Raw genomic sequence first — 19,600 nt, forward strand, 5'->3', positions numbered from 1 at the left:
TCAGTTCCCGGGCGGTCCCTCGCAGCCGCCCGGCCCGGTCCCGGCGACTCGATGGACGCGCACGCTGTCGAGCAAAGTGCCCGAGTCGGCCAGCGCTCGATCGACGTCGCCGCTCGCCGACTCGTGGTAGGCCCGCGCGCCGTCGACTCGCACCGCCAGCAGGTCGACCTGATAATTCTGGCCGACCCCGCCTTTTTCGGTGCCGAAATACTGCGCTCCCCGCCAATTAGCGAGTGTCTCGGTCTTGTCGTAACCGAAGACCACCTGAAGATATCTTTCCGGGTCCCCGTTATCGAGATTGCGCATGGCCAGAATCAGCGTGGTTCCGGGCGGGAGTGCGGCCGTACCAGAGAAATAGGAACACTGTTCGACGTCGGCGCCGTCGGCGGGAGAGAGGATTTCCCCGCCGACGTTCGCCGGCGGCGCCGGAACCGGCGTATTCGTTTTCTCCACGATCAGATCCGGGAGGAGCAGCAGCACCGCGACGGCGGTGATCGTGGCCGAGCCGACGGCCACGACGGGGCGGCGCCATCGGCTCGGCGCCCGCCTCACGGTCGCCGCCTCGATGAGGTTCCGGCTCCACGCGAGCAGGTCCTGCGGGCGGCGGGCCGGGTCGGGATCCAGCGCCGCCGAGATGTGCGCGGCGAGAGCGTCCGGAGCGTCGACGCCGGCCGACGCGGCCGCGCGCACGATCGGTTCGCGAGGGTCGGTCACCGGCGGGTTGTGCCCTGTCAGGCAGAAGAAGGCGAGTGCGCCGAGGGAGTACACGTCCGCCGCGACGGCTCGGGGGAGGTGGGGTGCGGCCAGCACCTCGGGCGCCGTGTAGCCGGGTGTGTGCCAGCCGACGGGATCGTGGCCGTCGTCGACGAGCCGGAGGGTGCTCACGTCGATCAGCACCAGCCCCCGCTCGGGATGGACGATGCAGTTGGACGGCTTGACGTCCCGGTGCAGGCTCGGGTTGCCGCCCGACCGCGTCACCGAGGCGAGAGCGCTCAACGCCTCGGCCGCCTGCCCGATGTAGCCGAGACGTCCGCCGATGGTGCCGGCCTCCGCCGGGCGACCGCCCAGGAGCACCTGGAGCGTCGGCCCCTCGACCCATTCCATGACCAGGTAGGCCGACGTCCCGGTCGTGGCGGAAGCGTCGCCGGGCGGATGGGGGGCGGCGCCCGAGAACACCTCGTCGAGGCGCACCACGTGGTCGAGTTGGAGGTGGCGCAGCAGCACCGCGTGATCGCGCCAGCGCTGCCGGTCTCGGGGAGAGGGCCAGTGCGGACCGGCGTGGCCCGGCGGACGCAGCAACTTGACGGCCAGCGGGAGCGGAGAGGCCAGGTCGCCGTGGTAGCGGGCCTTCCAGGTGACGCCCTCACCACCGGGGATGCCGTCGCCGAGCAGTTCGTATCGGTCCGGCGCGTCGGGAGGGCCGACGAACAAGGCCGGCGCCGGCGGCAGCAGGGGGCCGCCCGTGGTCTCCGGCTCGTCACCGTCGTCCATCGCGACCTTCCCCTCCGGGGAGAAGGGCGGTGATCTGAACCAGGTCGACGACACCGCTGCGGACGGCCCACCGTGCGAGTGCCCAGCGGAAGTCGTCGTGTACGGCGTTGTCGTCGTCGGCCGTCAGCGCCGGAACGCCGTGGCCCGACAGGGACTCGCGGATGGCCTTGACGACGTTGCGGATGTACTGCGGTCGTCGTCCCAGCCGGCTGCCGATCTCGGCGTACGTCGCGGGAGCGGCGCGCGGGCCGGCGTTCGCCAGCAGAGGTTCGCACAGGGCGCACAACACCAGTCGCTGGGCGGGCGTGATCGTCATGGGCGCGTTCACCGTCTGGGGGGCACGCGTGGCCGTCTCCGTTCCTGACGGCGGGCAGGTGATCGGCCTGGCGTCGACGTGAATCGTCACCGTCGCTCCTCCCCGGCCCGCGAAGACCAGGGCGAACGTCGCGAACGGCAACGAGGTCGTCGCCGCTCCGGGCTCGACCACCCGGTCCTCCCCCGTCGGCGGCCGGACGACGAATGGTTTGTGCGAGGAATTGTTGCGCACGAGAACACAGTCGTCGAGAACCGTCATTGCCGCGGCCCGCCGGGAAAGATGTTCGTCTTCGGGGAACCGCAGGTCACACGCGCGGCTTCGGCCCATTGTCAACGACTGTCCGCGATTCAGCCACCATTGTGATCCGTCGAACACCACCGAAACGGCGTCGACCGGTATTGGAGTTCCATCCTTTCCCACGTGCGCCACCTCCGAGGGTTCAGGGGTGTACTGTCGTGCCCGCCCGCCGCTCCGTTTACTCCGATTAGCCGAATTCGGTCAATCGATAGAGGAGCGTTCATGAAAAACACCGGTCATCGGATTCTCGCCGTCGTCGTCTCGGTAGGGGTGGTCGCCACCGGTTCGGCGATCGGGTCGCTCGCCTTCTCCGCGCCCGCCGCCGCGGCGCGGGTGACCGCCACGTGCGCGAACGGCAGCGGCGACGCCGCGATCATCCAGGCGGCGATCAACGGCTCCGCCGCGGGCGACGAGATCGTCGTCGACGGGCCCTGCTCGATCACCACGACCATCACCCTGCTCGGCGGCCGGGCCTACCGCGGCGACAGCGCGCACACCCTGCTCAAGCAGGCCAACGGCCGCAACCTCGCCGCGGTGCTGGCCTCGGACTCGTGGGTGAACAACGACTCCTTCACCGGCGAGCCGATCACGCTGCGCGACCTGACCGTCGACGCGAACGCCGCGAACAACCCGACCGCCGGCGACGCCGTGGTGATCCGGTCGTGGCGCACGGCCATCCGCGACCTCACCATCCGGAACGCCAAGGTCAACGGCCTGCGGGTCACCAACACGTCCCAGAACGGGACCACACTCACCAACTCCCAGGTCAACGGTTCCATCCAGGGTCTGTTCGTGGAGGACTCCGGTCAGCACGGCGTCTACGTCCAGGACAGCGGAAACTCCGTGACCGACTGGAACCTCTCCGACAGCTGGATCGCGTCGAGCGGCGGCGACGCCGTCAAACTCGAGAACTCCGCCGGTTGGACGGTCGAGCGCAACCACGTCTACGGCGTCGGCGGCACCGGCATCAACGCCGGCCGGCTGTTCGCGAGCAGCATCAGCGACAACTACGTCGAGGACTTCGGCGTCAACGGCATCGGCGTGACCGTCCAGGGCGACGCCGCGAGCACCGTCGTCGGCAACCGGGTCTTCCAGTTCAACGGCGCCGGCACCACCTACCTGACCATCAAGCAGGTCAACTACGGCACCGGGAACGTGGCCGTGACCGGCAACGCCGTACGCGGCAACGGATCGGGCACCGGGCTGTCCTACCAGCGCGGCGGCAACCAGCTCACGGTGACCTCGACGGGCAACTCGGTCACCAACGTGACCACCCAGCGCAGCGTCGGCGCCGGCGTCACCCTGTCGAGCGGGTTGTGAACCGGCCCCGCAGGGCGTTCGCCGCTCTGATCACCGGCCTGATCACCGTGCTGATCACCGGCCTGGCCTCGGCCGTGGTCTGGTCGTCTCCGACGGCCTCGGCCGCCGGGTGCGACACCGCGTGCAAACTGTTCACCGACGCGGCCGGGCTGAGTCAGCAGATCCCGAAACCGTTCGGGTGGGGCATCGGCGACCACGCCGAGACGAGCACCGTCGTCTGGAACGGCCAGTACTTCATGTACTACCGGACCTTCATCAGCCCGAGCGGGCAGATCTGCGGCTTCGCCCAGGGAATCGCGCTCGCGACCTCCGGCGACGGCGGGAACACCTGGGTTCAGCACAACGGAGGCAGGCCGCTCGCGGGGCTGCAGTCGGTGCAGCAGTACGGCGACCCCTGCCACAACGACGACGGCGCCACGAGCACGCGGATCTTCGCTCCGGACGTGATCGTGGACAACGGTCGCCTGCTGATGGTGTTCGAGCAGCGCGACTGGCGGCCGAACGGGAACGGGCCCGGTCGGGGCCGGGCGCTGCACTCCGTCCGCTGGGTGACGAGCTCCAATGGGATCGGCTGGTCGAACAGCACCCGGTTGTTGAAAGAGGGACCGGTCGGCGATCGATTCGACGAGGTGGGCACGCCCGACGTCGAGAAGGACGGGTCAGGCTACGTGCTGACCTTCCACTTTCACGACTCCACGGGACGGCTGACGCAGGGCCGGGCGACGGTTCGGCTCCCGGCACTGGTGGAGGACTACTCCGGCGGCAGGTTCCCGTTCTCCCTCAGTCCCGCTCCCTCGTGGGCGAACTACGGGATGGGGATGGGCGACATGCGCCGCGAGGCCGACGGTTACTGGTATCTCATCTTCGAGGCCTTCGGCGGCGCGAACGGCGTGTGCAACCAGTCCGATTCGCAGACGTCGGTCGGCGTCGCCCGCAGCACCGACGCGGTGAACTGGACCGTCCGCAGCGCGCCCCTGATCAGGGGGGTGGGCACGAGTTGCGGCTGGGACATGCCCTCCTGGCAGCTCATCGGCGACGCACGCGGCATCGTCACCCCCGACGACCCTCCCAACGGTCGTGAGCTGGTGCGGTGGACCATCGTCGACAAGGTCGCTCCCGTACAGGTCACCTCGGGTTCTCAGTTGCGGCAGAACCAGTTCCTGCCGGCGCCGCACTGCCTGGGGAATGGGTCCACCCGCCTCTGCATGCAGGACGACGGCAACCTGGTGCACTACCGCAACGGCGACAACTTCGTCATCTGGGCCAGTGACACGAGCGGCAGCCGGGCCACCCGTGCCTATCTCCAGTACGACGGCAATCTCGTCCTGCTCCGGGCCGACGGCAGCCCGGTCAGGGCCACCGCGACCGACGGACGGCCGGGCGCGCGGCTGGACGTGCTGGGCGACCGCCTGCAGATCGATCACTACGGCAACACGGTGTGGCAGCGGGTGTCCGGCCAGCGCGGAATGTGATCCGGGCTTCGGAGAATTATCCGTTCGTGCCAACGCATTGCCCGAACGCGCCGACCGCCCCGGCTCGCCTTGCCCGCCCGAATTCCGCGGCCGACCATCAAAACGCAATGGCGTTTCCCGGAAAGGGCGAAGCATGGGAATTCTCAAAAAGGCGGCGGTAGGTCTGGCGATCGCCGGAGCGGCGGTCTCCCTGACGGGAACCGCCGTGGTCGGCACGGCTTCGGCGTCGACCACGATGGCGCTCAAGATCTACAAGGGTTATCCCGACATGGGTAACTGCAATTACTGGCGGAGCGCCGTCAAGGCCACCGGTCTGCGGGTTTCCGCCTGCACGCACCACCCTGAGAACAATTGGTATTTCTACTCGTACTAGAAACGGCACCCTAGGTTTTCCGGCCGGAAAGTCCAGGGTCCACAAAGCGTGGGGCGGCGGGCACACTCGGGGCATGCGCTTACGTTCCCGGGTGTCCCGTGTCCTCGTCGCGGTCGTCGTCGCCGTCGCGGTCGTGTTCGTGCCCGCCGGGCCGGCGTCGGCCGGGATCTGGCAGATGACCGACTCGTTCGAGCCGGGCACCAATCCGGCGTCCCGGTGGGCGTGGACGCAGGTCGGCACCTGCTGGGGGCCGACGTACCAGCCCAGTGCCCAGTCCCCTCGGACCGGCAGCGGGATGGCGTACTGGGAGGTGCTCTGGAACCGCGAGTGGTGCTCGATCGGGCGGCGGATCACGCTCACGCCGGTGCTGAGCAGGCCGGGGATCACGTGTACGGCGGGTGTCTGGGCGAAGCTGCGGGGGACGGCTCCGCAGCTGAACGTCGAGGTGATCGATCCGGCCACGTTCTCGTACATCGCGCTGAAGTCGGTGCCCGACCCCGGGTGGGTCGACGGGTGGACGTTCCACTCGGTGACGTGGACGGCGCAGCGGGCCGACGTCCTGCTGCGGTTCGCCGGGTTGCGGATGGGGACGGGGCCCTACACCGCGGCCTTCCACCTCGACGACGTCGTCGTGCAGTGCGTCTACTGAGCCCGGACGAACGGGGCCGCCGGGCGGCCGGGGGGCATGCCGTCGGCGGCGAAGAGGGCTCCGGCCGGCGGGCCTGAGGTCAGGCCGAGGGCGGCGGAGGTGACGAACAGGCGGCCGTCGGTGAGGCAGACGCTCGTGGGCTGGGGGGTCGGCACGTCGACCACCCGGTCGAGGCGGCCGTCGGGGGTGTAGCGGCGGACCTGGGAGCCGCCCCAGATCGCCACCCACAGGTGGTCGTCGGCGTCGACGGTCATGCCGTCGGGGCCGCCCTCCTCGATCGTGGCGAAGACGGCCGGGTCGCCCAGGTCGCCGGTCGAGGGGTCGACGGCGTGCCGGTCGATGCGGCCTTCGGCGCTGTCGGCCAGGTACATCGTGCGGCCGTCGGCGGTGAAGGCCGGGCCGTTGGGAATGGTCAGGCCGGTGCGGACCGGCGTGACCGCCAGGTCGGGGCCGACCCGGTAGAGCACGCCCGCGCCCGGCGTGGAGTCGTAGGGCATCGCGCCCGCCCACATACGGCCCGAGGGGTCGCAGACGGCGTCGTTCATGCGCGAGGTCGGGGGCACCGGCCGGTCGAGCCAGATCACTGAGCCGTCGTGCTCGTCGAGCAGGGCGAAGCCCTGGCCCGCGGCGGCCAGCCACCGGCCCGGCTCGCCCTGGATAGGCGCGACGGCGCCGAGCGGGACGTCCAGGCGGAACAGCTCCTCAGGGTCGGCGGGCTTGTCGGCCGAGACGGTGAGCAGGCGGCCGGCCAGGATGTCGACGAAGACCAGCCGCCCGTCGACCCAGCGGGCGCCCTCGCCCAGCTCGCAGTCGATCGCACTCCAGACGTCCATGGTTCTCCTCATCGGATGACGGATCCGGGCAGGGTGTCGAGCAGGGCCAGTTCGGAACGGGTGGGCAGGCCCTCCCAGTCGCCCTCGGAGGCGACCGCGAACGCGCCGACGGTGACGGCCCGGCCGAGGCGGGCGGTCAGGTCGAGATCGTCGAGCATCCCCGACAGGTACCCCGCGACGAACGCGTCACCCGCGCCGACCACGTCGGCGACCCTGACCCGCCGGGCGGGGGCGTGCACGGTCGCGGTCGCGGTGTGGCCGGTCGCGCCGTCGGCGCCGCGTTTGACCACGACGTCGCGCACGCCGAGGTCGAGCAGCGCGCCCACCCGGTCCTGTTCCGTCGTCGCGGCGGCGGGGGCGACGAGGTCGAGTTCGTCGTCGGAGGCGACGACGACCGTGAGCGAGGAGGCCAGCGGGCGCAGCGCTGCGGCGGCCGTGGCGCGGTCCCACAGGCGGGCGCGGTGGTTGACGTCCAGGCAGACCGGGACGCCGGAGGCGACGGCGGCGCGCACCGCCTCGGCCGGCCCCGGGCCGAGCGCGGGGGTGACGCCGGTGACGTGCAGCAGCGCGGGCGGCGGGTCGAGGGCGGGCAGCACGTCGGCGGGCGACAGGAACGAGGCGGCCGAGCCGGCCCGGTGGTAGATGACCCGGGTCAGTTCGCCGACCCTGCGCTCGAACAGCACCAGGCCGGTGGGGCCCCGGTGGTCGGTGCGGGTGTACGCCACGTCGACGCCCTCGGCGCGCAAAGTGCGCAGCACGAGTGCGCCCGTCTCGTCGTCGCCCACCAGACCGGCCCAGCGCACCGGGTGGCCGAGCCGGGCCAGGCCGATCGCGACGTTCGACTCCGCGCCCGCGACCGACAACCGCATGCCGCCGCCGAGCCGGATCGGGCCGTCGGCGCGCAGGGCGGCCATCGTCTCGCCGAAGGTCACGACGGTCACGGCGTCTCCAGGAACCGGCGCACGCGGGCCGTCAGTTCGCCGAGGTCGCCGCCCGCGGCGGCGTCGCCGACGAGCGGGGAGCCCACGCCGACCGCGACCGCCCCGGCCGCCAGGTACTCGGCGGCCTCGGCCGGTCCCACCCCGCCGACGGGGACGAAGGGGATGTCGGGGAAGGGGTCGCGCAGCGCCCGCAGATGCCGCACCCCGCCGAGCGAGGCGGGGAACAACTTGATCGCGGCGGCCCCGGCGGCGCGGGCGGCGACGACCTCGGTCGGGGTGAGCGCCCCGGCGAGCACCGGCAGCCCCAGCGTGACCCCGGCCCCGACGGCCTCGCTGACCGCCGGGGTGACCAAAAACGAGGCGCCCGCGTCGGCCGCCCGCCGGGCGTCGCCGGCGGTGACGACGGTGCCCGCGCCGAGATGCGCGCCGGGGCCGAGGGCGGCCCGCGCGTCGCGGATCACCTCCGGCGCCCCGGCGGTGACCAGGGAGACCTCGATCAGCCGCACGCCCTCGGCCGCGAGGGTCAGGACCGTGTCCAGCGCGGCCCGGGGGTCAGTGCCCCGGACGATCGCCAGCAGGCGGTGCTCGGTCAGATCGGAGAGAAAGTCCATCACCACGTCCGTTCCGCGGCCGCCGGGACCGCTGTGTTCAGAAGCGCCGGACATCAGCGCAGCCGTCCCGCCGTGATGACGAGCCGCCAGGTCAGTTCCCCCGACGCGGGCACTTCCGCCGTGTCGCCTGGCCCGGCTTCCGCCACGTCGAAGACGGTGCCCAGCATGGGTTCGACGCCGATGCTCCGGTAGGGCGCGTCGTCGGGGAAGCCCCCCAGGTTGCGCCACAACGCGGTGCCCACCGGCACCCCCGAAGGCGCTTCGACGCGCAGGTCGAGATGGTCGGTCCCGTCCTCGACGCGCACCGACGCGCAGCGCAGCACCGCCCCGGCGGCCGAGCCGTCGGCGGGGCCGAGCCGGTCGAGGGCCAGGCCGAACGGGTCGGGCCAGTGCCCCTCCACGTAGGGCGCGCCGGGCGGCCAGGCCGTGTCGAGCAGGGGCGCGGCCTCGGGGTAGAGCCGCAGCGGGGTTCCGGGCGGCGCGATCAGCCGGGCCCGCTCGCTGAGGTCGAGCAGGGCGTGCGCCGACCAGACGAAGCGGAAGCCCGGGTCAGCCGACAACCGGTAGGTCGCCACCACCGCCCCGGCCTCCGCGCCGACCGTGCGGGTCAGGTCGAACCCGTCGCACTTGACCGTCGCGCGGGCGGGGGTGCCCGTCCAGGGGCGGCTCCAGGCGTCGCCGTGGTCGGGCCGGCCCCGGACCGTCGGCACGCACTCCTCCAGGCCGCCGGCGTCCACGAACGGCGCGCCCGGCAGGACCAGCTCGCGGGCGGGGTCGGGGCGGGACCACAACCATTCCCGGCCGCCGCCGGACAACGACGTCCAGCGGCCGCCCAGCGCGAGGTCGAAACGGGCCGAGAGCAGGATCACCATTCGGCCACCGCGCCGTCGTCGTGCCGCCAGACCGGGTTGCGCCAGGCGTGGCCGACCTTGTCGACCCGCCTGACCTCGGCCTCGTCGATGTCCACGCCGAGGCCGGGGCCGAGCGGGCGGGCGACGTATCCGCCGGTGAAGCGGAACACCTCGGGGTCGGTGACGTAGTCGAGCAGGTCGGCCCCCTCGTTGTAGTGGATGCCGATCGACTGCTCCTGGATGAGGAAGTTGGGGGCGGCGAAGGCCACCTGGAGGCTCGCGGCCAGGGCGAGCGGGCCGAGCGGGCAGTGCGGGGCGAGCCGGGCGTCCCACACCTCGGCGAGCGCGGCGATGCGCCGGGTCTCGGAGATGCCGCCCGCGTGCGACAGGTCGGGCTGCACCACGGCGACGCCGGCCTCCAGCACCGGGCGGAAGTCCCAGCGCGAGTAGAGCCGCTCGCCGACCGCCACCGGCACGCCCGAGGCGGCGACCACGCCGGGCAGCAGGTGCGGGCGGTCGGGCAGCACGGGCTCCTCGGCGAACATCGGCTGGAACTCCGCGATGAGCGGCAGGATCCGGCGGGCGTCGGCCGCGCCGATCCGGCCGTGGAAGTCCACCGCCAAGTCGCGGTCGGGGCCGAGCGCCTCGCGGGCCGCCGCGATCCGGTCGACGACGCCCGACACGGCGGCGGGGCCGGCGAGCGCGGGCATGCGTCCAGAAGCGTTGATCTTGACGGCGGTGAAACCCGCCTCGACGCGGGCGGCGATGCCGTCGGCGAGTTCGGCGGGTTCGTCGCCGCCGGTCCAGGCGTAGACGCGGGCGCGGTCGCGGACGTGGCCGCCGAGCAGCGCGTGCACCGGCACGCCGTAGGTCTTGCCCGCGATGTCCCAGAGCGCCTGGTCGAGCCCGGCCAGGGCGCTCGACAGCACCGGGCCGCCCCGGTAGAAGCCGCCGGTCGCCATGACCTGCCAGTGGTCCTCGACGCGCAGCGGGTCGCGGCCGGTCAGGTATTCGGCCAGCACGTGGACGGCCGCCCGCACCGCCTCGGCGCGTCCCTCGACGACGGGTTCGCCCCAGCCGACCACGCCGGCGTCGGTCTCCACCCGGCAGAACAACCAGCGGGGCGGCACGAGGAAGGTCTCGACCTTGGTGATCTTCACGCGGAGTCCTTCACCGCGGTCCAGCCGCCGTCGACGACCAGCGTGGTCCCGGTGATGTACGAGCTCTCCGCGCTGGCCAGGAAGGTGACGGCGGCGGCGACCTCGTCGGGGCGGCCGAACCGGGCGGCCACGGTCGCGGCGACGCTGCGCCGCCGGTCCTCCTCGCCGATGCCCTCCCAGGCGGCGGTGAGGATCGGGCCGGGCAGCACGGTGTTCACCCGGACCGCCGGGCCGTACTCGACGGCGAGCTGGCGGCCGAGCGAGACCAGGCCGCCCTTGGCGGCGGCGTAGGCCGGGTGGCCGGGCATGCCCACCAGGGCGTGCACCGAGGAGGTGAGCACCACCGCTCCCCCGCTCTCGCGCAGCAGCCCGGCGCAGGTGTGCACGGCCAGGTAGGCGGCCTTCAGGTTGACCGCGAGCTGGCGGTCCCAGTCGTCCTCGGCCAGTTCGTGGGCGGGCGCGCCGACCGAGGTGCTGGCGTTGCTGTGCAGCACGTCGAGGCGGCCGAACTCGGTGCGGGCCAGGTCGGCGACGCGCCGCCAGGTCGCCACGTCGGCCACGTCGCCGGTCACCGGCACCAGGCCTGGCCGGGCGGCCAGCTCGGCCACGTCGACCGCGATCACGCGGGCGTCCTCGGCCAGGAAGCGATCCACCACCGCCGCGCCGATGCCCGACGCCGCCCCGGTCACCACGGCGACCTTCTCCGACAACAATCCGCGTCCCATGGCTTCAGTCAACAAGTGTTCTCTTTCCAATCCAATGTCTGTTTCATGTCTGCACCTGGACGATCCGCCATACTGGGCGTATGCCGATCCAGGAGGGGTTCCGCAACCAGCGGCTGACCGTCGTGCCGCGCCGGGTGGTGGCCGAGGCGAGCACCCGGCCGGTCACCCGGCGGCTCATGGTCACCGACACCGGCTACTACCCCGTGGCCACAGATCACCTGATGAGGCGGCCCAACGGCATCGAGGAGGCGGTGTTCATCCTGTGCGCCGGGGGCCTCGGGTGGGCGACCGTGGGCGGCGTCCACTACCGGATCGGGTCGAACGCGGCCCTGGTGATCCCGCGCGGCGTGCCGCACGCCTACGGCGCCTCCGCCGAGGCGCCCTGGACGATCTGGTGGTGCCACCTGCGCGGCACCGATCTCGCCGAACTCCTGGAGGAGATCGGCGCGGGGCCCTCCCGGCCGGTGGTGTCGATCCGGCGGCTCGACCGGGCGGTGGCGCTGCTCGACGAGATCGTCACGATCATGGAGCGCGACCACTCCCCCGCCGCGCTGACCGGCGCGGCCGGGGCCGCCTGGAAGCTGCTCACCCAGATCGTGCTCGACCGGGTGATGCCGGTGCCGGGCGACCCGCTCCAGCGCGCGATGGCCTACCTGGCCGAACGCCTCGACACCACCGTCAGGGTCGCCGACCTCGCCGCGCTGGTGGGCGTCTCGCCCTCCCACCTGTCGGCGCTGTTCCGCCGCGCCACCGGCGGCGGGGTGCTGGCGCACCACACCACGCTGCGCATGGCCCAGGCCCGCAACCTGCTCGACACCACCGACGCCACCGTCGCCGACATCGCCCGCGAGGTCGGCTACACCGACCCGTTCTACTTCTCCCGCCACTTCCGCCGCCTGCACGAGACCAGCCCGACCGAATACCGCAACCGGGCCAAGGGCTAGACGGCGACGGCGCGGAAGAGCACCGAGCGGTCGACGTCCAGCGACGGCGCCTCCACCCGCAGCGCCCGGCCGGGCAGGGTGACCCCGGTGTGCTGCCACGGCGGCAGCACACCGCCGGGCGTCGCGCCGGGGTACACCGCGTCGACCCGGTAGACGCGGTCGGCGTCCAGGCCGGGGAAGGCGATGCGGCCGGGCGGCCAGACGGCGGGGCGTTCGACCACGCTGAACGCGTAGAGGGCCTCGGAGCGGTCGGCCGCTACCACGCCCTCCAGCCGGAAGGCCGGGTCGGGCAGGTCGGCGTGCACGACGTCGCCCGAGTGCAGCAGCGCGCGGTGCTCCTTGTGGAAGGCGACCCACCCGGCCAGCGCGGCCAGGGTCTCCTCGTCGGCGGTGAGCAGGTTGACCTCGACGCCGAGGTGGCCCCACAGCGCCTTCTCGGCGCGGTAGTCGAGGGGGTGGACGCGGTGCGTGGTGTGCGACTCGGCCGCGCCGATGTGGGTGCCCTGCATCTCCGGCGGGACCAGCAGCCCGGTCCAGCGCTGGATCTCCAGCCGCTCGTGCGGGTCGTTGCAGTCGCTGGGCCAGATCCGGTCGGCGAACTCCAGCACGCCGAGGTCGACCCGGCCGCCGCCGCTGGCGCACGACTCGATCTCCAGCCCGGGGTGGGCCGCCTTGAGCTCGGCCATCAGCCGGTAGACCTGCTCGACCTGCCGCCGCACCCCCGGGCGTTCGCCCGCGTCGAGGAGGTAGCGGTTGTGGTCCCACTTGATGTACGCGATCTCCAGCGCCGCCACCAGCCCGCTGATCCGCTCGAACACGTGGGCGTAGGCTCCGGGGTGGCCGAGGTTCAGCACGTGCTGGTGGCGGGAGGGCAGGCCGGGGCCGTGACCGGCCTGGAACACCCAGTCGGGGTGCCGCCGGGCCAGCTCGGAGTCGAGGTTGACCATCTCGGGCTCGAACCAGAGCCCGAAGTCCATGCCGAGCTCGCGCACCCGGCCGGCCAGCGGCCCGAGCCCCGTGGGCCACACCTCGGGGTCGACCGTCCAGTCGCCCAGCGAGGTGGTGTCGTCGCGGCGGCCGAGGAACCAGCCGTCGTCGAGCACGAACCGCTCCGCGCCCGCCGCCGCGCCGCGTTCGGCCAGCGCGACCAGGGTGTCGAAGTCGTGCCGGAAGTAGACGGCCTCCCAGGTGTTCAGCACCACGGGCCGGGGCGGCCGGGGCGTCGTCCGCAGGTGCCGGTGGAACCGCCCGGCCAGTTCGTCGAGGCCGTCGCCCCACGAGCCGTACTGCCAGCGGCTCTGGAACGACTCGCCCGGGGCGAGCACGACCTCGCCCGGCAGCAGCGTCTCACCGGCCGCCAGGTGCCGGGTGCCCGCCGGGGTCAGCTCGGCGGCGAGCACCTGGTTGCCGCTCCACGCCAGGTGGGTGGCCCACACGAGCCCGCGCCGGAACCCGAACCCGCGCTCGCCGGCCGCCAGCAGCATCGTGTGCTCCAGCCCCGGCTTGCCGCCGCGGGAGGCGCGCACCCACTCGCCGACCTGGAACGGCCGCCGTTGCGGCACCCGCTCCAGCGCCCAGCGCCCGGTCAGGTCGAGGATCTCGGCCGCCTCCGGCGGCACCGGCAGCGCCAGCTCCAGGGAGCCGATCCGGTAGGGCTCCGCCCCCTCGTTCACCACCCTGGCCCGCTGCCGCACCAGCCCGCTGCCGGGCAGCACCTCGATCTCGACGTCGAGCCCGAGCCCGAACTCGGGGTCGCGGGCCGCCGCCCGGAGCAGGGTCCCTTCTACCGTGTACGCCGCCTCGCGGAAGAAGGGCGCCCAGCGACGCCCGTCGCCGTCGCCGACGAGCCCCGGCCGGCCGAGCCAGCCCTCGTGGAGCTGCGGCAGCACCGGCACGGGCTGCGGATAGGTGACGGCGCTGTCGCCGACGGCCGGCAGCGCCGCCCGCTGGAGGCCGGCCAGCTCATCGGGCCCGAGGTCGCCCAGGTCGGGGCCCCAGTGCAGGATGCGCGGCAGCCGTCCGCCGTCGACGGCGACGACCACGCTGGTGCCGCCCGCGCGCAGGTGGATCGGGTTCATGGTTCCTTATCCCTTGAGTCCGCTGCTGGCGATGCCGCGGAAGAACTGGCGCTGCAGCAGCAGGAAGACGAGCACGAGCGGGATCGAGCAGACGAGCGCGCCCGCCATCAGCGTCGGGTAGTCGGTGCCGAACTGGCCCTGGAGCCCGGCCAGGCCGACCGGCAGCGGCCGGTTCTCGCCCGAGGGCGAGACGATCAGCGGCCAGAGCAGGTCGTTCCACGAGTAGAGGCCGGTCAGCACGGTCAGCGCGGCCAGCGTGGGCTTGGCCATCGGGAGCATGACGTACCAGAAGACCTGGAAGGGGTTGGCCCCGTCGAGCCGGGCCGCCTCCTCGAAGTCGGCGGGCATGTTCATGAACGCCTGGCGCATCAGGAAGGTCCCGAACGCCGAGAACATGCCGGGGATCGCCAGCGCCGGGAGGGTGTCGAGCAGCCCGAAGTCGCGGATCAGGCCGTACTGGCCGATCAGGAAGAGCTGGCTCGGCACCATCAGCATCGCGACGAACAGCCCGAACAGCAGGTTCCTGCCGGGGAACGGCAGGCGCGCGAAGGCGTATCCGGCCAGCGCGGCGACCGCGACCTGGCCGACGACGCGGAGCACGAGCGAGCCCGTGGAGACCGCGAACATCGACCAGAACGGCACCGTCGAGAAGAACGTCTCGAACGCGTGCAGGCTGAACTCCTGCGGCAGGACCGTCGGCGGGATCCGGGCCACCTCGGGCGTCGTCTTGAAGACCGTGAGGATCTGCCAGGCGAACGGCACGACCATGATCACGGACGCGGCGATCAGCAGCAGGTGGATCGGCCACGTGCGGCGCTCACCCATAGAACACCCACGATCTCTGGAGCCGGAACTGGAGCGCGGTCGCGATCATGATCACGATCAGCAGCACGATCGCGACGGCGGCCCCGTAGCCCTGCTGGAACTGGACGAACGCCTTCTCGTAGAAGAGGTACACGATCGTCTTGGAGTCGGCCAGCGCCGTGTTGTTCACGCTGCGCAGCATGATGAAGATCAGGTCGAACATCTGGAGCGCGGCGATCACGGTGAGGATCGTCACGAAGAAGATGCTCGGGCTGAGCAGCGGCACCGTGATGTGGAAGAACTGCCGCACCCGGCCCGCGCCGTCGAGCGCCGACGCCTCGTACACGGCCTTCGGGATCGCCTGCAGGCCCGCGCCGAGGATGATCAGGTTGATGCCCAGGCCCATCCAGATGCCGACGGCGGCGAAGGCGTAGATGGTGAACCGGGGGTCGGCCACCCAGTAGTGGCCGTCGATCCCGAACCACGAGAGCACGTAGTTCAGCAGCCCGAAGTCGCCGTTGTAGATGAAGCGCCACACCATGCCGACCGCCACCGGCAGCGTCACCACCGGCAGGAAGAACAGCACCCGGTAGACCGAGCGCCCCCGGCTCACCTGCTCGATCAGCGCGGCCAGCACCACCGCCAGCGGGATGCCGAGCAGCACCAGCACGGTGTAGAGCGCCGAGTTGCCGAACGCCTTCCACACCTCGCCGTCGCCGACGAGTTCGACGTAGTTGTCCAGGCCCGTGTACGTGGCGGGCCCGAAGGCCGGGACGTCCTGGAAGCTCTTGACGAACGTCGACAGGAACGGCCAGAGGTAGAGCGCGACCAGGCCGATCGTGGCGGGCGCGATGAACAGCAGCGCCCACCCCACGCCCGGCCTGCCCGCGCTCCTCGCTGAAGGCGTCATTGCTTGGCGAGCACCTCGTCGACCGCGGCCTGGTACTCCTTGGCCGCCTCTTCGACGGGCTTGGCGCCGTCCCAGGCCGGGGCCAGGTACTGCGCGGCCAGGCCCTGCCACTCGGCGGTGTTGCCCGCGACGGGCAGCGGCACGCTGTAGTCGACGGCGTCGATGAACACCTGGAGCTTGAACTCCGGCATCGAGTCGAGCCACGGCTGCTGGGTGCCCTTGTAGGCGGGCAGCACGGTGCCGGTGGCCGCCTGGATCTCGGCCGCCTTGGTGCCGCCGAGGAAGGCCAGGAACTTCTTCAGCTCCTCGGGGTGCTTGCTGCCGGCGTACCCGGCGTTGCCGATGCCGCTGGTGACGGTGGCGCGCTTGACGCCCTGGGGCAGCGGGGCGACGTCGACCTTGCCCTTCAGGTCGGCGTTGTTGTGGAAACGCAGCGCCCAGTAGGCGCCGGAGAAGTACATGGCGACCTTCTGGCTCTCGAACATCGACACCGCCTCGGTGTCGGAGAGCTGCTTCAGCGTCGGCGACGACCCGGCCTTCTGCAGGTCGGTCCAGAACTTCAGCCCGGCGACCGCCTCGGGGCCGGCGAAGTCGGAGGCCGTGCCGCCCGGCTTGATGATGCTGCCGCCCGCCTGGAGGATCGTGTTGTAGTAGCCGCCCTGCGCGTCGATCGGGGCGGCGATGCCCCACACGCCCTTGGCCTTGTCGGTCAGCTTCGCGGCGGCGTCCTGCACCTGCTGCCAGCCCCACGTGTCGTCGGGGTACTTCACCCCGGCCGCGTCGAACAGCGCCTTGTTGTACCAGATGCCGTTGGTGTCGAAGTCCTTCGGCAGGGCGAAGATCTTGCCCTCGTACGTGTAGGAGTCGGAGACGGCCTTGGGGTAGGCGGTCATGTCGATGCCCGCCGACTTCACGGTGTCGGACAGGTCGATGAGCGCGCCGCCCTTGGCGTACTCGCGGAAGTGGTCGGCGAGCATCCAGAACGCGTCGGGGGCGGTGCCGCCCGCCGCGCCGACCTGGAGGGTCGACCAGTATTCGGGCCAGGGCAGGGTCTGCACCTTGACCGTGATGTTCGGGTTCTCCTTCTGGAACTCGGCGGCGATCTGCTCCATCGCGGGGGCCTGGTCCTCGCTCCAGTTGGCGTAGGTCAGCGTGACCTTCTCCCCGGCGGGGGCGGCCTCGCCGGTGGAACCGGTGGAACCGCTGGAACAGGCGGTGAGCAGGGTCGCCGCCGCGGCCAGGGCGGCCGTCCAGGTGTGTCTCATGTCGTACCTCTTCAGTTCGTGCTGGGGGGCTGGTTGACGTGGACGATGGGGTCGACCCAGTCGACGTGCGCGGCGTCGCCGCCCGAACCGCGCAGGACGAGCGTGCGGACGCCCGAGACGTCCAGGTCGAAGGGGACGACCGGCCGACCGGCGGTGACGTCGGCGGTGAAGATCTCCCGGTCGTCGGCGAGCACCGCGACCCGGGCCTCACCGGCCGACTCACCGGCCGACTCGTCGTCGACGCCGACGGCGCCGGTGAGCCGGTGGGCGTGGCCGCCGAGGTGGAAGCGCGCCTCCGAGGGCGCGGCGGTGCCGAGGCCGCGGGCGAACTCGCGCCCGGCCACCCGCAGCGGGCCGCCGTCGCGGGGGTTGCCGCCGCCGTTCGACTGGTCGCGCTCGACCGGGCCGTCGGCGTTGGCGAAGGCGATCATGGGCAGGTCGGAGAGGGCGTGCCCGCCCTCGGTCAGCGGGCTGGTCACGCGGGTGTGCGCGACGACCGGGACCCCGTCGTCGCCGTCGCGTTCGACGGTGACCACGCCGAGTCGTCCGGGGAGCAGGCCGCGCGCCCGCACCAGCCATTCCGTTTCGGTACGCCGCTCGGCGGTCCAGCCCGGGGGCGGCCGCAACCGGGCGCCGGCGTCGGTGACGAGCGTCGTGGTTCCGTCTGGGCCGAGTTCGGCGATCGGGGCGGCCTGCGGCGGGGTCAGCCGGGGCCGGGGGCGGGCGCGGAACAGGTCGGCGCCCGCAGGGGCGACGATGGCGGCGAACCCGCCGTCGCGGGCGATCTTGACGTCGAAGGAGCCCGTGGCGGTGGTCTCGGTGAGGTCGTCGCCGACGAACCAGACCTGGGCGTCCGGGCCCGCGATGGCGTCGAGGGGCACGTGGATCGTGCGGGCCTCGCCGGTGGCGACGCCGCCGACGAACCAGCGGTCGCCAGCCCGGCGGGCGACGATCGCGTGACTGTCGGGGTCGCCCGCCAGCAGCACGGTCTCGTCCCAGCTCGGGGCCAGTTCCGCGAGGAAGCGGGCGGCGGCCGGGCGGGCGGTGTAGGCGTCGACGTGGTCGGCGAAGTGGGTGATGCCGCACTCGAAGGCCACCGCGAGGCCCAGCTCGTGGCCGTCGCCGGTGGTCCGGCCGGCCGCCCCGAAGGCGACCGGGGTGGCGTCCATCGCGCCCACGATGTTGCGGGTGAAGGGCTGGATGACGTTGTGGGCGGCGGTCAGCGCCTGGTTCTCGAAGAACACGTAGTATTCGGCGCCCCTGATGGCCTCGTAGCCGATGACCTGGGGGAAGGTGCGGGCCCAGCCGCGCGGGATGACCGAGCCGTGGAAGTTGACCATGAGCCCGAGGCGGGCCGACTCGGTGAGGATCGTGTCGTACCAGCGGTAGCGGTCCTTCGACTCCGACTCCATGAAGTCGACCTTGATCCCGGCCACCCCCCACGACCGCCAGAGCGCGAGCCTGCGCAGGTCTTCTGGGCTGTTGAGGTCGCGCCAGATGGTCCACAGGTGCACCTGGATGCCGCGCTCGCTCGCGTACGCGACGATCTCCGGGACCCAGGTCTCCTCCCAGCCGCAGTCGATGAGCAGGTGCTCCCAGCCCAGGTCGGCGGCGACGTCCACGAAGTGTTTCTGCTTGCCGAGCTGCGCGCCGGAGTAGAAGTCCGACCACCACGACCAGGCCGCCCGGCCCGGCCGCACCCAGTCGGCCGCCTCCAGCTCGGGCGCGGCGGCCGGAGCCAGCTCCTCGACGAACAACGAGGCGACCAGCTCGACCGGGCTGCCGACCAGGAGGACCCGCCACGGGGTCACCACGCCCCGGGTGACCTCGACGGCCGTGTCGGCGAGGGTGAAGCGCAGCACGCCGTCCCAGCGCACGTGCGCGCCGGCGAACCGGCCGTCGATGCCCGACTCGGTGATCAGCAGGTGGACGTCGGGCGCGAGGCGGGTGAGGAACGGCAGGCCGTAGGCCTCTTCGGCCAGGTCGGCGGTGTCGGCGCCGTAGCGCGGGGTCTCGTACCAGGTCTGGTAGTCGAGCACCCAGTTCCGCGACCCGGCGGGCAGCGGCACGGCGGTGTGGTCGGCGGTGATCTCCGCGACGCCGTCGAGGAGCGGCAGCGCGTAGCGCACGGCCGCCCCGTGGGGGCCGGTGCGCACGATCGCCTGCCAGACCACGCCCTCCTCCCGGAAGGTGTGCACGGTCTCGCGGTGCGCGTAGTCGTGCGGGCCGGTCGCCTTGCCCGACCGGAGCGTGAACCGGTCGCGGACCACCTGCTCGGTGACGCTCAGCTGCTCCGGGGCCACGCCCAGCCGGGTGCCGCCCAGGGAGAAGCCGAGCGCGACCCCGTCCACGACCGCTGCCGCACCGCGGCTCACGGTCAGCCGCACGCCCTCATCGGTGATCCCGATCTGGGCGCGGGTGCCATTCGTCTCGTCGCTCACACCTTCTCCATCGCTGCTTCGCCTCAGGCCACGGCCGAGCATAAGTCCAGGTCAGCGGCGGGCCGTCCGTTGGGGCGGACCGCATCACTAGACAGATGAACGCGGGTGAGGAAGAAACT

The 19,600-nt window shown here is 72.2% G+C and carries 18 protein-coding genes; 5 read left to right on the plus strand and 13 right to left on the minus strand.

The genetic code is table 11. From position 1 onward, the window contains the following. Entirely contained in the window at positions 1-1,491 is a 1,491-nt protein-coding gene (locus tag AW274_RS26065) for a serine/threonine protein kinase (protein WP_062437183.1), read from the minus strand. Further along, entirely contained in the window at positions 1,478-2,038 is a 561-nt protein-coding gene (locus AW274_RS26070) for a hypothetical protein (protein WP_198169414.1), read from the minus strand. The genes AW274_RS26065 and AW274_RS26070 overlap by 14 nt, the downstream gene beginning before the upstream one ends. A 288-nt stretch (positions 2,039-2,326) precedes the next feature. Here AW274_RS26070 and AW274_RS26075 point away from each other — a divergent pair, with 288 nt between their 5' ends. From AW274_RS26075 to AW274_RS26085, 4 genes are all read left to right on the plus strand, one after another. Further along, positions 2,327-3,424 carry a right-handed parallel beta-helix repeat-containing protein gene (locus AW274_RS26075; protein ID WP_083974809.1) on the plus strand — a complete coding sequence of 366 codons (1,098 nt, stop codon included), beginning with the start codon at positions 2,327-2,329 and terminating at the stop codon, positions 3,422-3,424. Next, positions 3,421-4,896, plus strand: a complete 1,476-nt coding sequence (locus tag AW274_RS26080) for a hypothetical protein (protein WP_062437185.1) — start codon at positions 3,421-3,423, stop codon at positions 4,894-4,896. The genes AW274_RS26075 and AW274_RS26080 overlap by 4 nt, the downstream gene beginning before the upstream one ends. Before the next feature lie 133 nt (positions 4,897-5,029). Then, complete coding sequence (locus AW274_RS40600; protein WP_157520727.1) at positions 5,030-5,269, plus strand: hypothetical protein; 240 nt, start codon at positions 5,030-5,032, stop codon at positions 5,267-5,269. A 73-nt stretch (positions 5,270-5,342) separates the two neighbouring features. Then, on the plus strand, positions 5,343-5,918 hold the full coding sequence (locus AW274_RS26085) for a hypothetical protein (RefSeq protein ID WP_157520728.1): 576 nt from the start codon (positions 5,343-5,345) through the stop codon (positions 5,916-5,918). Here AW274_RS26085 and AW274_RS26090 read toward each other — a convergent pair. From AW274_RS26090 to AW274_RS26115, 6 genes are read right to left on the minus strand one after another with little or no spacing between them, the layout of a single operon-like run. Continuing rightward, the gene (locus AW274_RS26090) at positions 5,912-6,751 is read right to left on the minus strand and encodes an SMP-30/gluconolactonase/LRE family protein (RefSeq protein ID WP_062437187.1); all 840 of its coding nucleotides are present in this window, start codon (positions 6,749-6,751) and stop codon (positions 5,912-5,914) included. The genes AW274_RS26085 and AW274_RS26090 overlap by 7 nt on opposite strands. A gap of 8 nt (positions 6,752-6,759) precedes the next feature. After that, on the minus strand, positions 6,760-7,692 hold the full coding sequence (locus tag AW274_RS26095) for a sugar kinase (RefSeq protein ID WP_232320374.1): 933 nt from the start codon (positions 7,690-7,692) through the stop codon (positions 6,760-6,762). Further along, on the minus strand, positions 7,689-8,303 hold the full coding sequence (locus AW274_RS26100; RefSeq protein WP_062437188.1) for a bifunctional 4-hydroxy-2-oxoglutarate aldolase/2-dehydro-3-deoxy-phosphogluconate aldolase: 615 nt from the start codon (positions 8,301-8,303) through the stop codon (positions 7,689-7,691). The genes AW274_RS26095 and AW274_RS26100 overlap by 4 nt, the downstream gene beginning before the upstream one ends. A gap of 53 nt (positions 8,304-8,356) precedes the next feature. After that, positions 8,357-9,175: a hypothetical protein gene (locus AW274_RS26105; RefSeq protein WP_062437189.1), complete on the minus strand. Its 819-nt coding sequence runs from the start codon at positions 9,173-9,175 to the stop codon at positions 8,357-8,359. Beyond that, a complete protein-coding gene (gene dgoD / locus AW274_RS26110) occupies positions 9,169-10,314 on the minus strand; it encodes a galactonate dehydratase (RefSeq protein WP_062437190.1) in 1,146 nt (381 codons plus the stop codon). Before dgoD ends, AW274_RS26105 begins: the two co-directional genes overlap by 7 nt. Next, complete coding sequence (locus AW274_RS26115; RefSeq protein WP_062437191.1) at positions 10,311-11,039, minus strand: SDR family NAD(P)-dependent oxidoreductase; 729 nt, start codon at positions 11,037-11,039, stop codon at positions 10,311-10,313. Before AW274_RS26115 ends, dgoD begins: the two co-directional genes overlap by 4 nt. A gap of 80 nt (positions 11,040-11,119) precedes the next feature. Here AW274_RS26115 and AW274_RS26120 point away from each other — a divergent pair, with 80 nt between their 5' ends. Next, the gene (locus AW274_RS26120; RefSeq protein ID WP_062437192.1) at positions 11,120-11,983 is read left to right on the plus strand and encodes an AraC family transcriptional regulator; all 864 of its coding nucleotides are present in this window, start codon (positions 11,120-11,122) and stop codon (positions 11,981-11,983) included. On the opposite strand, the gene AW274_RS26125 is transcribed toward AW274_RS26120, so the two are convergent. Genes AW274_RS26125 through AW274_RS26145 form a run of 5 tightly spaced genes read right to left on the minus strand, consistent with a single transcriptional unit; the run spans position 11,980 to position 19,481 of the window. Continuing rightward, on the minus strand, positions 11,980-14,061 hold the full coding sequence (locus AW274_RS26125) for an alpha-galactosidase (protein ID WP_062437193.1): 2,082 nt from the start codon (positions 14,059-14,061) through the stop codon (positions 11,980-11,982). The two genes, AW274_RS26120 and AW274_RS26125, sit on opposite strands and share 4 nt — an antisense overlap. Before the next feature lie 6 nt (positions 14,062-14,067). After that, positions 14,068-14,886, minus strand: a complete 819-nt coding sequence (locus tag AW274_RS26130; RefSeq protein WP_062437194.1) for a carbohydrate ABC transporter permease — start codon at positions 14,884-14,886, stop codon at positions 14,068-14,070. Continuing rightward, positions 14,879-15,775: a carbohydrate ABC transporter permease gene (locus AW274_RS26135; protein WP_062437195.1), complete on the minus strand. Its 897-nt coding sequence runs from the start codon at positions 15,773-15,775 to the stop codon at positions 14,879-14,881. Before AW274_RS26135 ends, AW274_RS26130 begins: the two co-directional genes overlap by 8 nt. Then, entirely contained in the window at positions 15,772-17,040 is a 1,269-nt protein-coding gene (locus AW274_RS26140; protein ID WP_062437196.1) for an ABC transporter substrate-binding protein, read from the minus strand. The genes AW274_RS26135 and AW274_RS26140 overlap by 4 nt, the downstream gene beginning before the upstream one ends. 11 nt (positions 17,041-17,051) lie before the next feature. Then, positions 17,052-19,481: an NPCBM/NEW2 domain-containing protein gene (locus AW274_RS26145; protein WP_062437197.1), complete on the minus strand. Its 2,430-nt coding sequence runs from the start codon at positions 19,479-19,481 to the stop codon at positions 17,052-17,054. Positions 19,482-19,600: the final 119 nt, after the last annotated feature.

The sequence above is a fragment of the Herbidospora daliensis genome (assembly GCF_001570585.1).
GTDB lineage: Bacteria > Actinomycetota > Actinomycetes > Streptosporangiales > Streptosporangiaceae > Herbidospora > Herbidospora daliensis.

Excerpts from the sequence above, each read along its gene's own strand:
- AW274_RS26065 (WP_062437183.1), bottom strand. The coding sequence starts at position 1,491 with ATGGACGACGGTGACGAGCCGGAGACCACGGGCGGCCCCCTGCTGCCG.
- AW274_RS26075 (WP_083974809.1), top strand. The coding sequence starts at position 2,327 with ATGAAAAACACCGGTCATCGGATTCTCGCCGTCGTCGTCTCGGTAGGG.
- AW274_RS40600 (WP_157520727.1), top strand. The coding sequence starts at position 5,030 with ATGGGAATTCTCAAAAAGGCGGCGGTAGGTCTGGCGATCGCCGGAGCG.
- AW274_RS26085 (WP_157520728.1), top strand. The coding sequence starts at position 5,343 with ATGCGCTTACGTTCCCGGGTGTCCCGTGTCCTCGTCGCGGTCGTCGTC.
- AW274_RS26090 (WP_062437187.1), bottom strand. The coding sequence starts at position 6,751 with ATGGACGTCTGGAGTGCGATCGACTGCGAGCTGGGCGAGGGCGCCCGC.
- AW274_RS26100 (WP_062437188.1), bottom strand. The coding sequence starts at position 8,303 with ATGGACTTTCTCTCCGATCTGACCGAGCACCGCCTGCTGGCGATCGTC.
- AW274_RS26105 (WP_062437189.1), bottom strand. The coding sequence starts at position 9,175 with ATGGTGATCCTGCTCTCGGCCCGTTTCGACCTCGCGCTGGGCGGCCGC.
- AW274_RS26115 (WP_062437191.1), bottom strand. The coding sequence starts at position 11,039 with ATGGGACGCGGATTGTTGTCGGAGAAGGTCGCCGTGGTGACCGGGGCG.
- AW274_RS26120 (WP_062437192.1), top strand. The coding sequence starts at position 11,120 with ATGCCGATCCAGGAGGGGTTCCGCAACCAGCGGCTGACCGTCGTGCCG.
- AW274_RS26125 (WP_062437193.1), bottom strand. The coding sequence starts at position 14,061 with ATGAACCCGATCCACCTGCGCGCGGGCGGCACCAGCGTGGTCGTCGCC.
- AW274_RS26130 (WP_062437194.1), bottom strand. The coding sequence starts at position 14,886 with ATGGGTGAGCGCCGCACGTGGCCGATCCACCTGCTGCTGATCGCCGCG.
- AW274_RS26135 (WP_062437195.1), bottom strand. The coding sequence starts at position 15,775 with ATGACGCCTTCAGCGAGGAGCGCGGGCAGGCCGGGCGTGGGGTGGGCG.
- AW274_RS26140 (WP_062437196.1), bottom strand. The coding sequence starts at position 17,040 with ATGAGACACACCTGGACGGCCGCCCTGGCCGCGGCGGCGACCCTGCTC.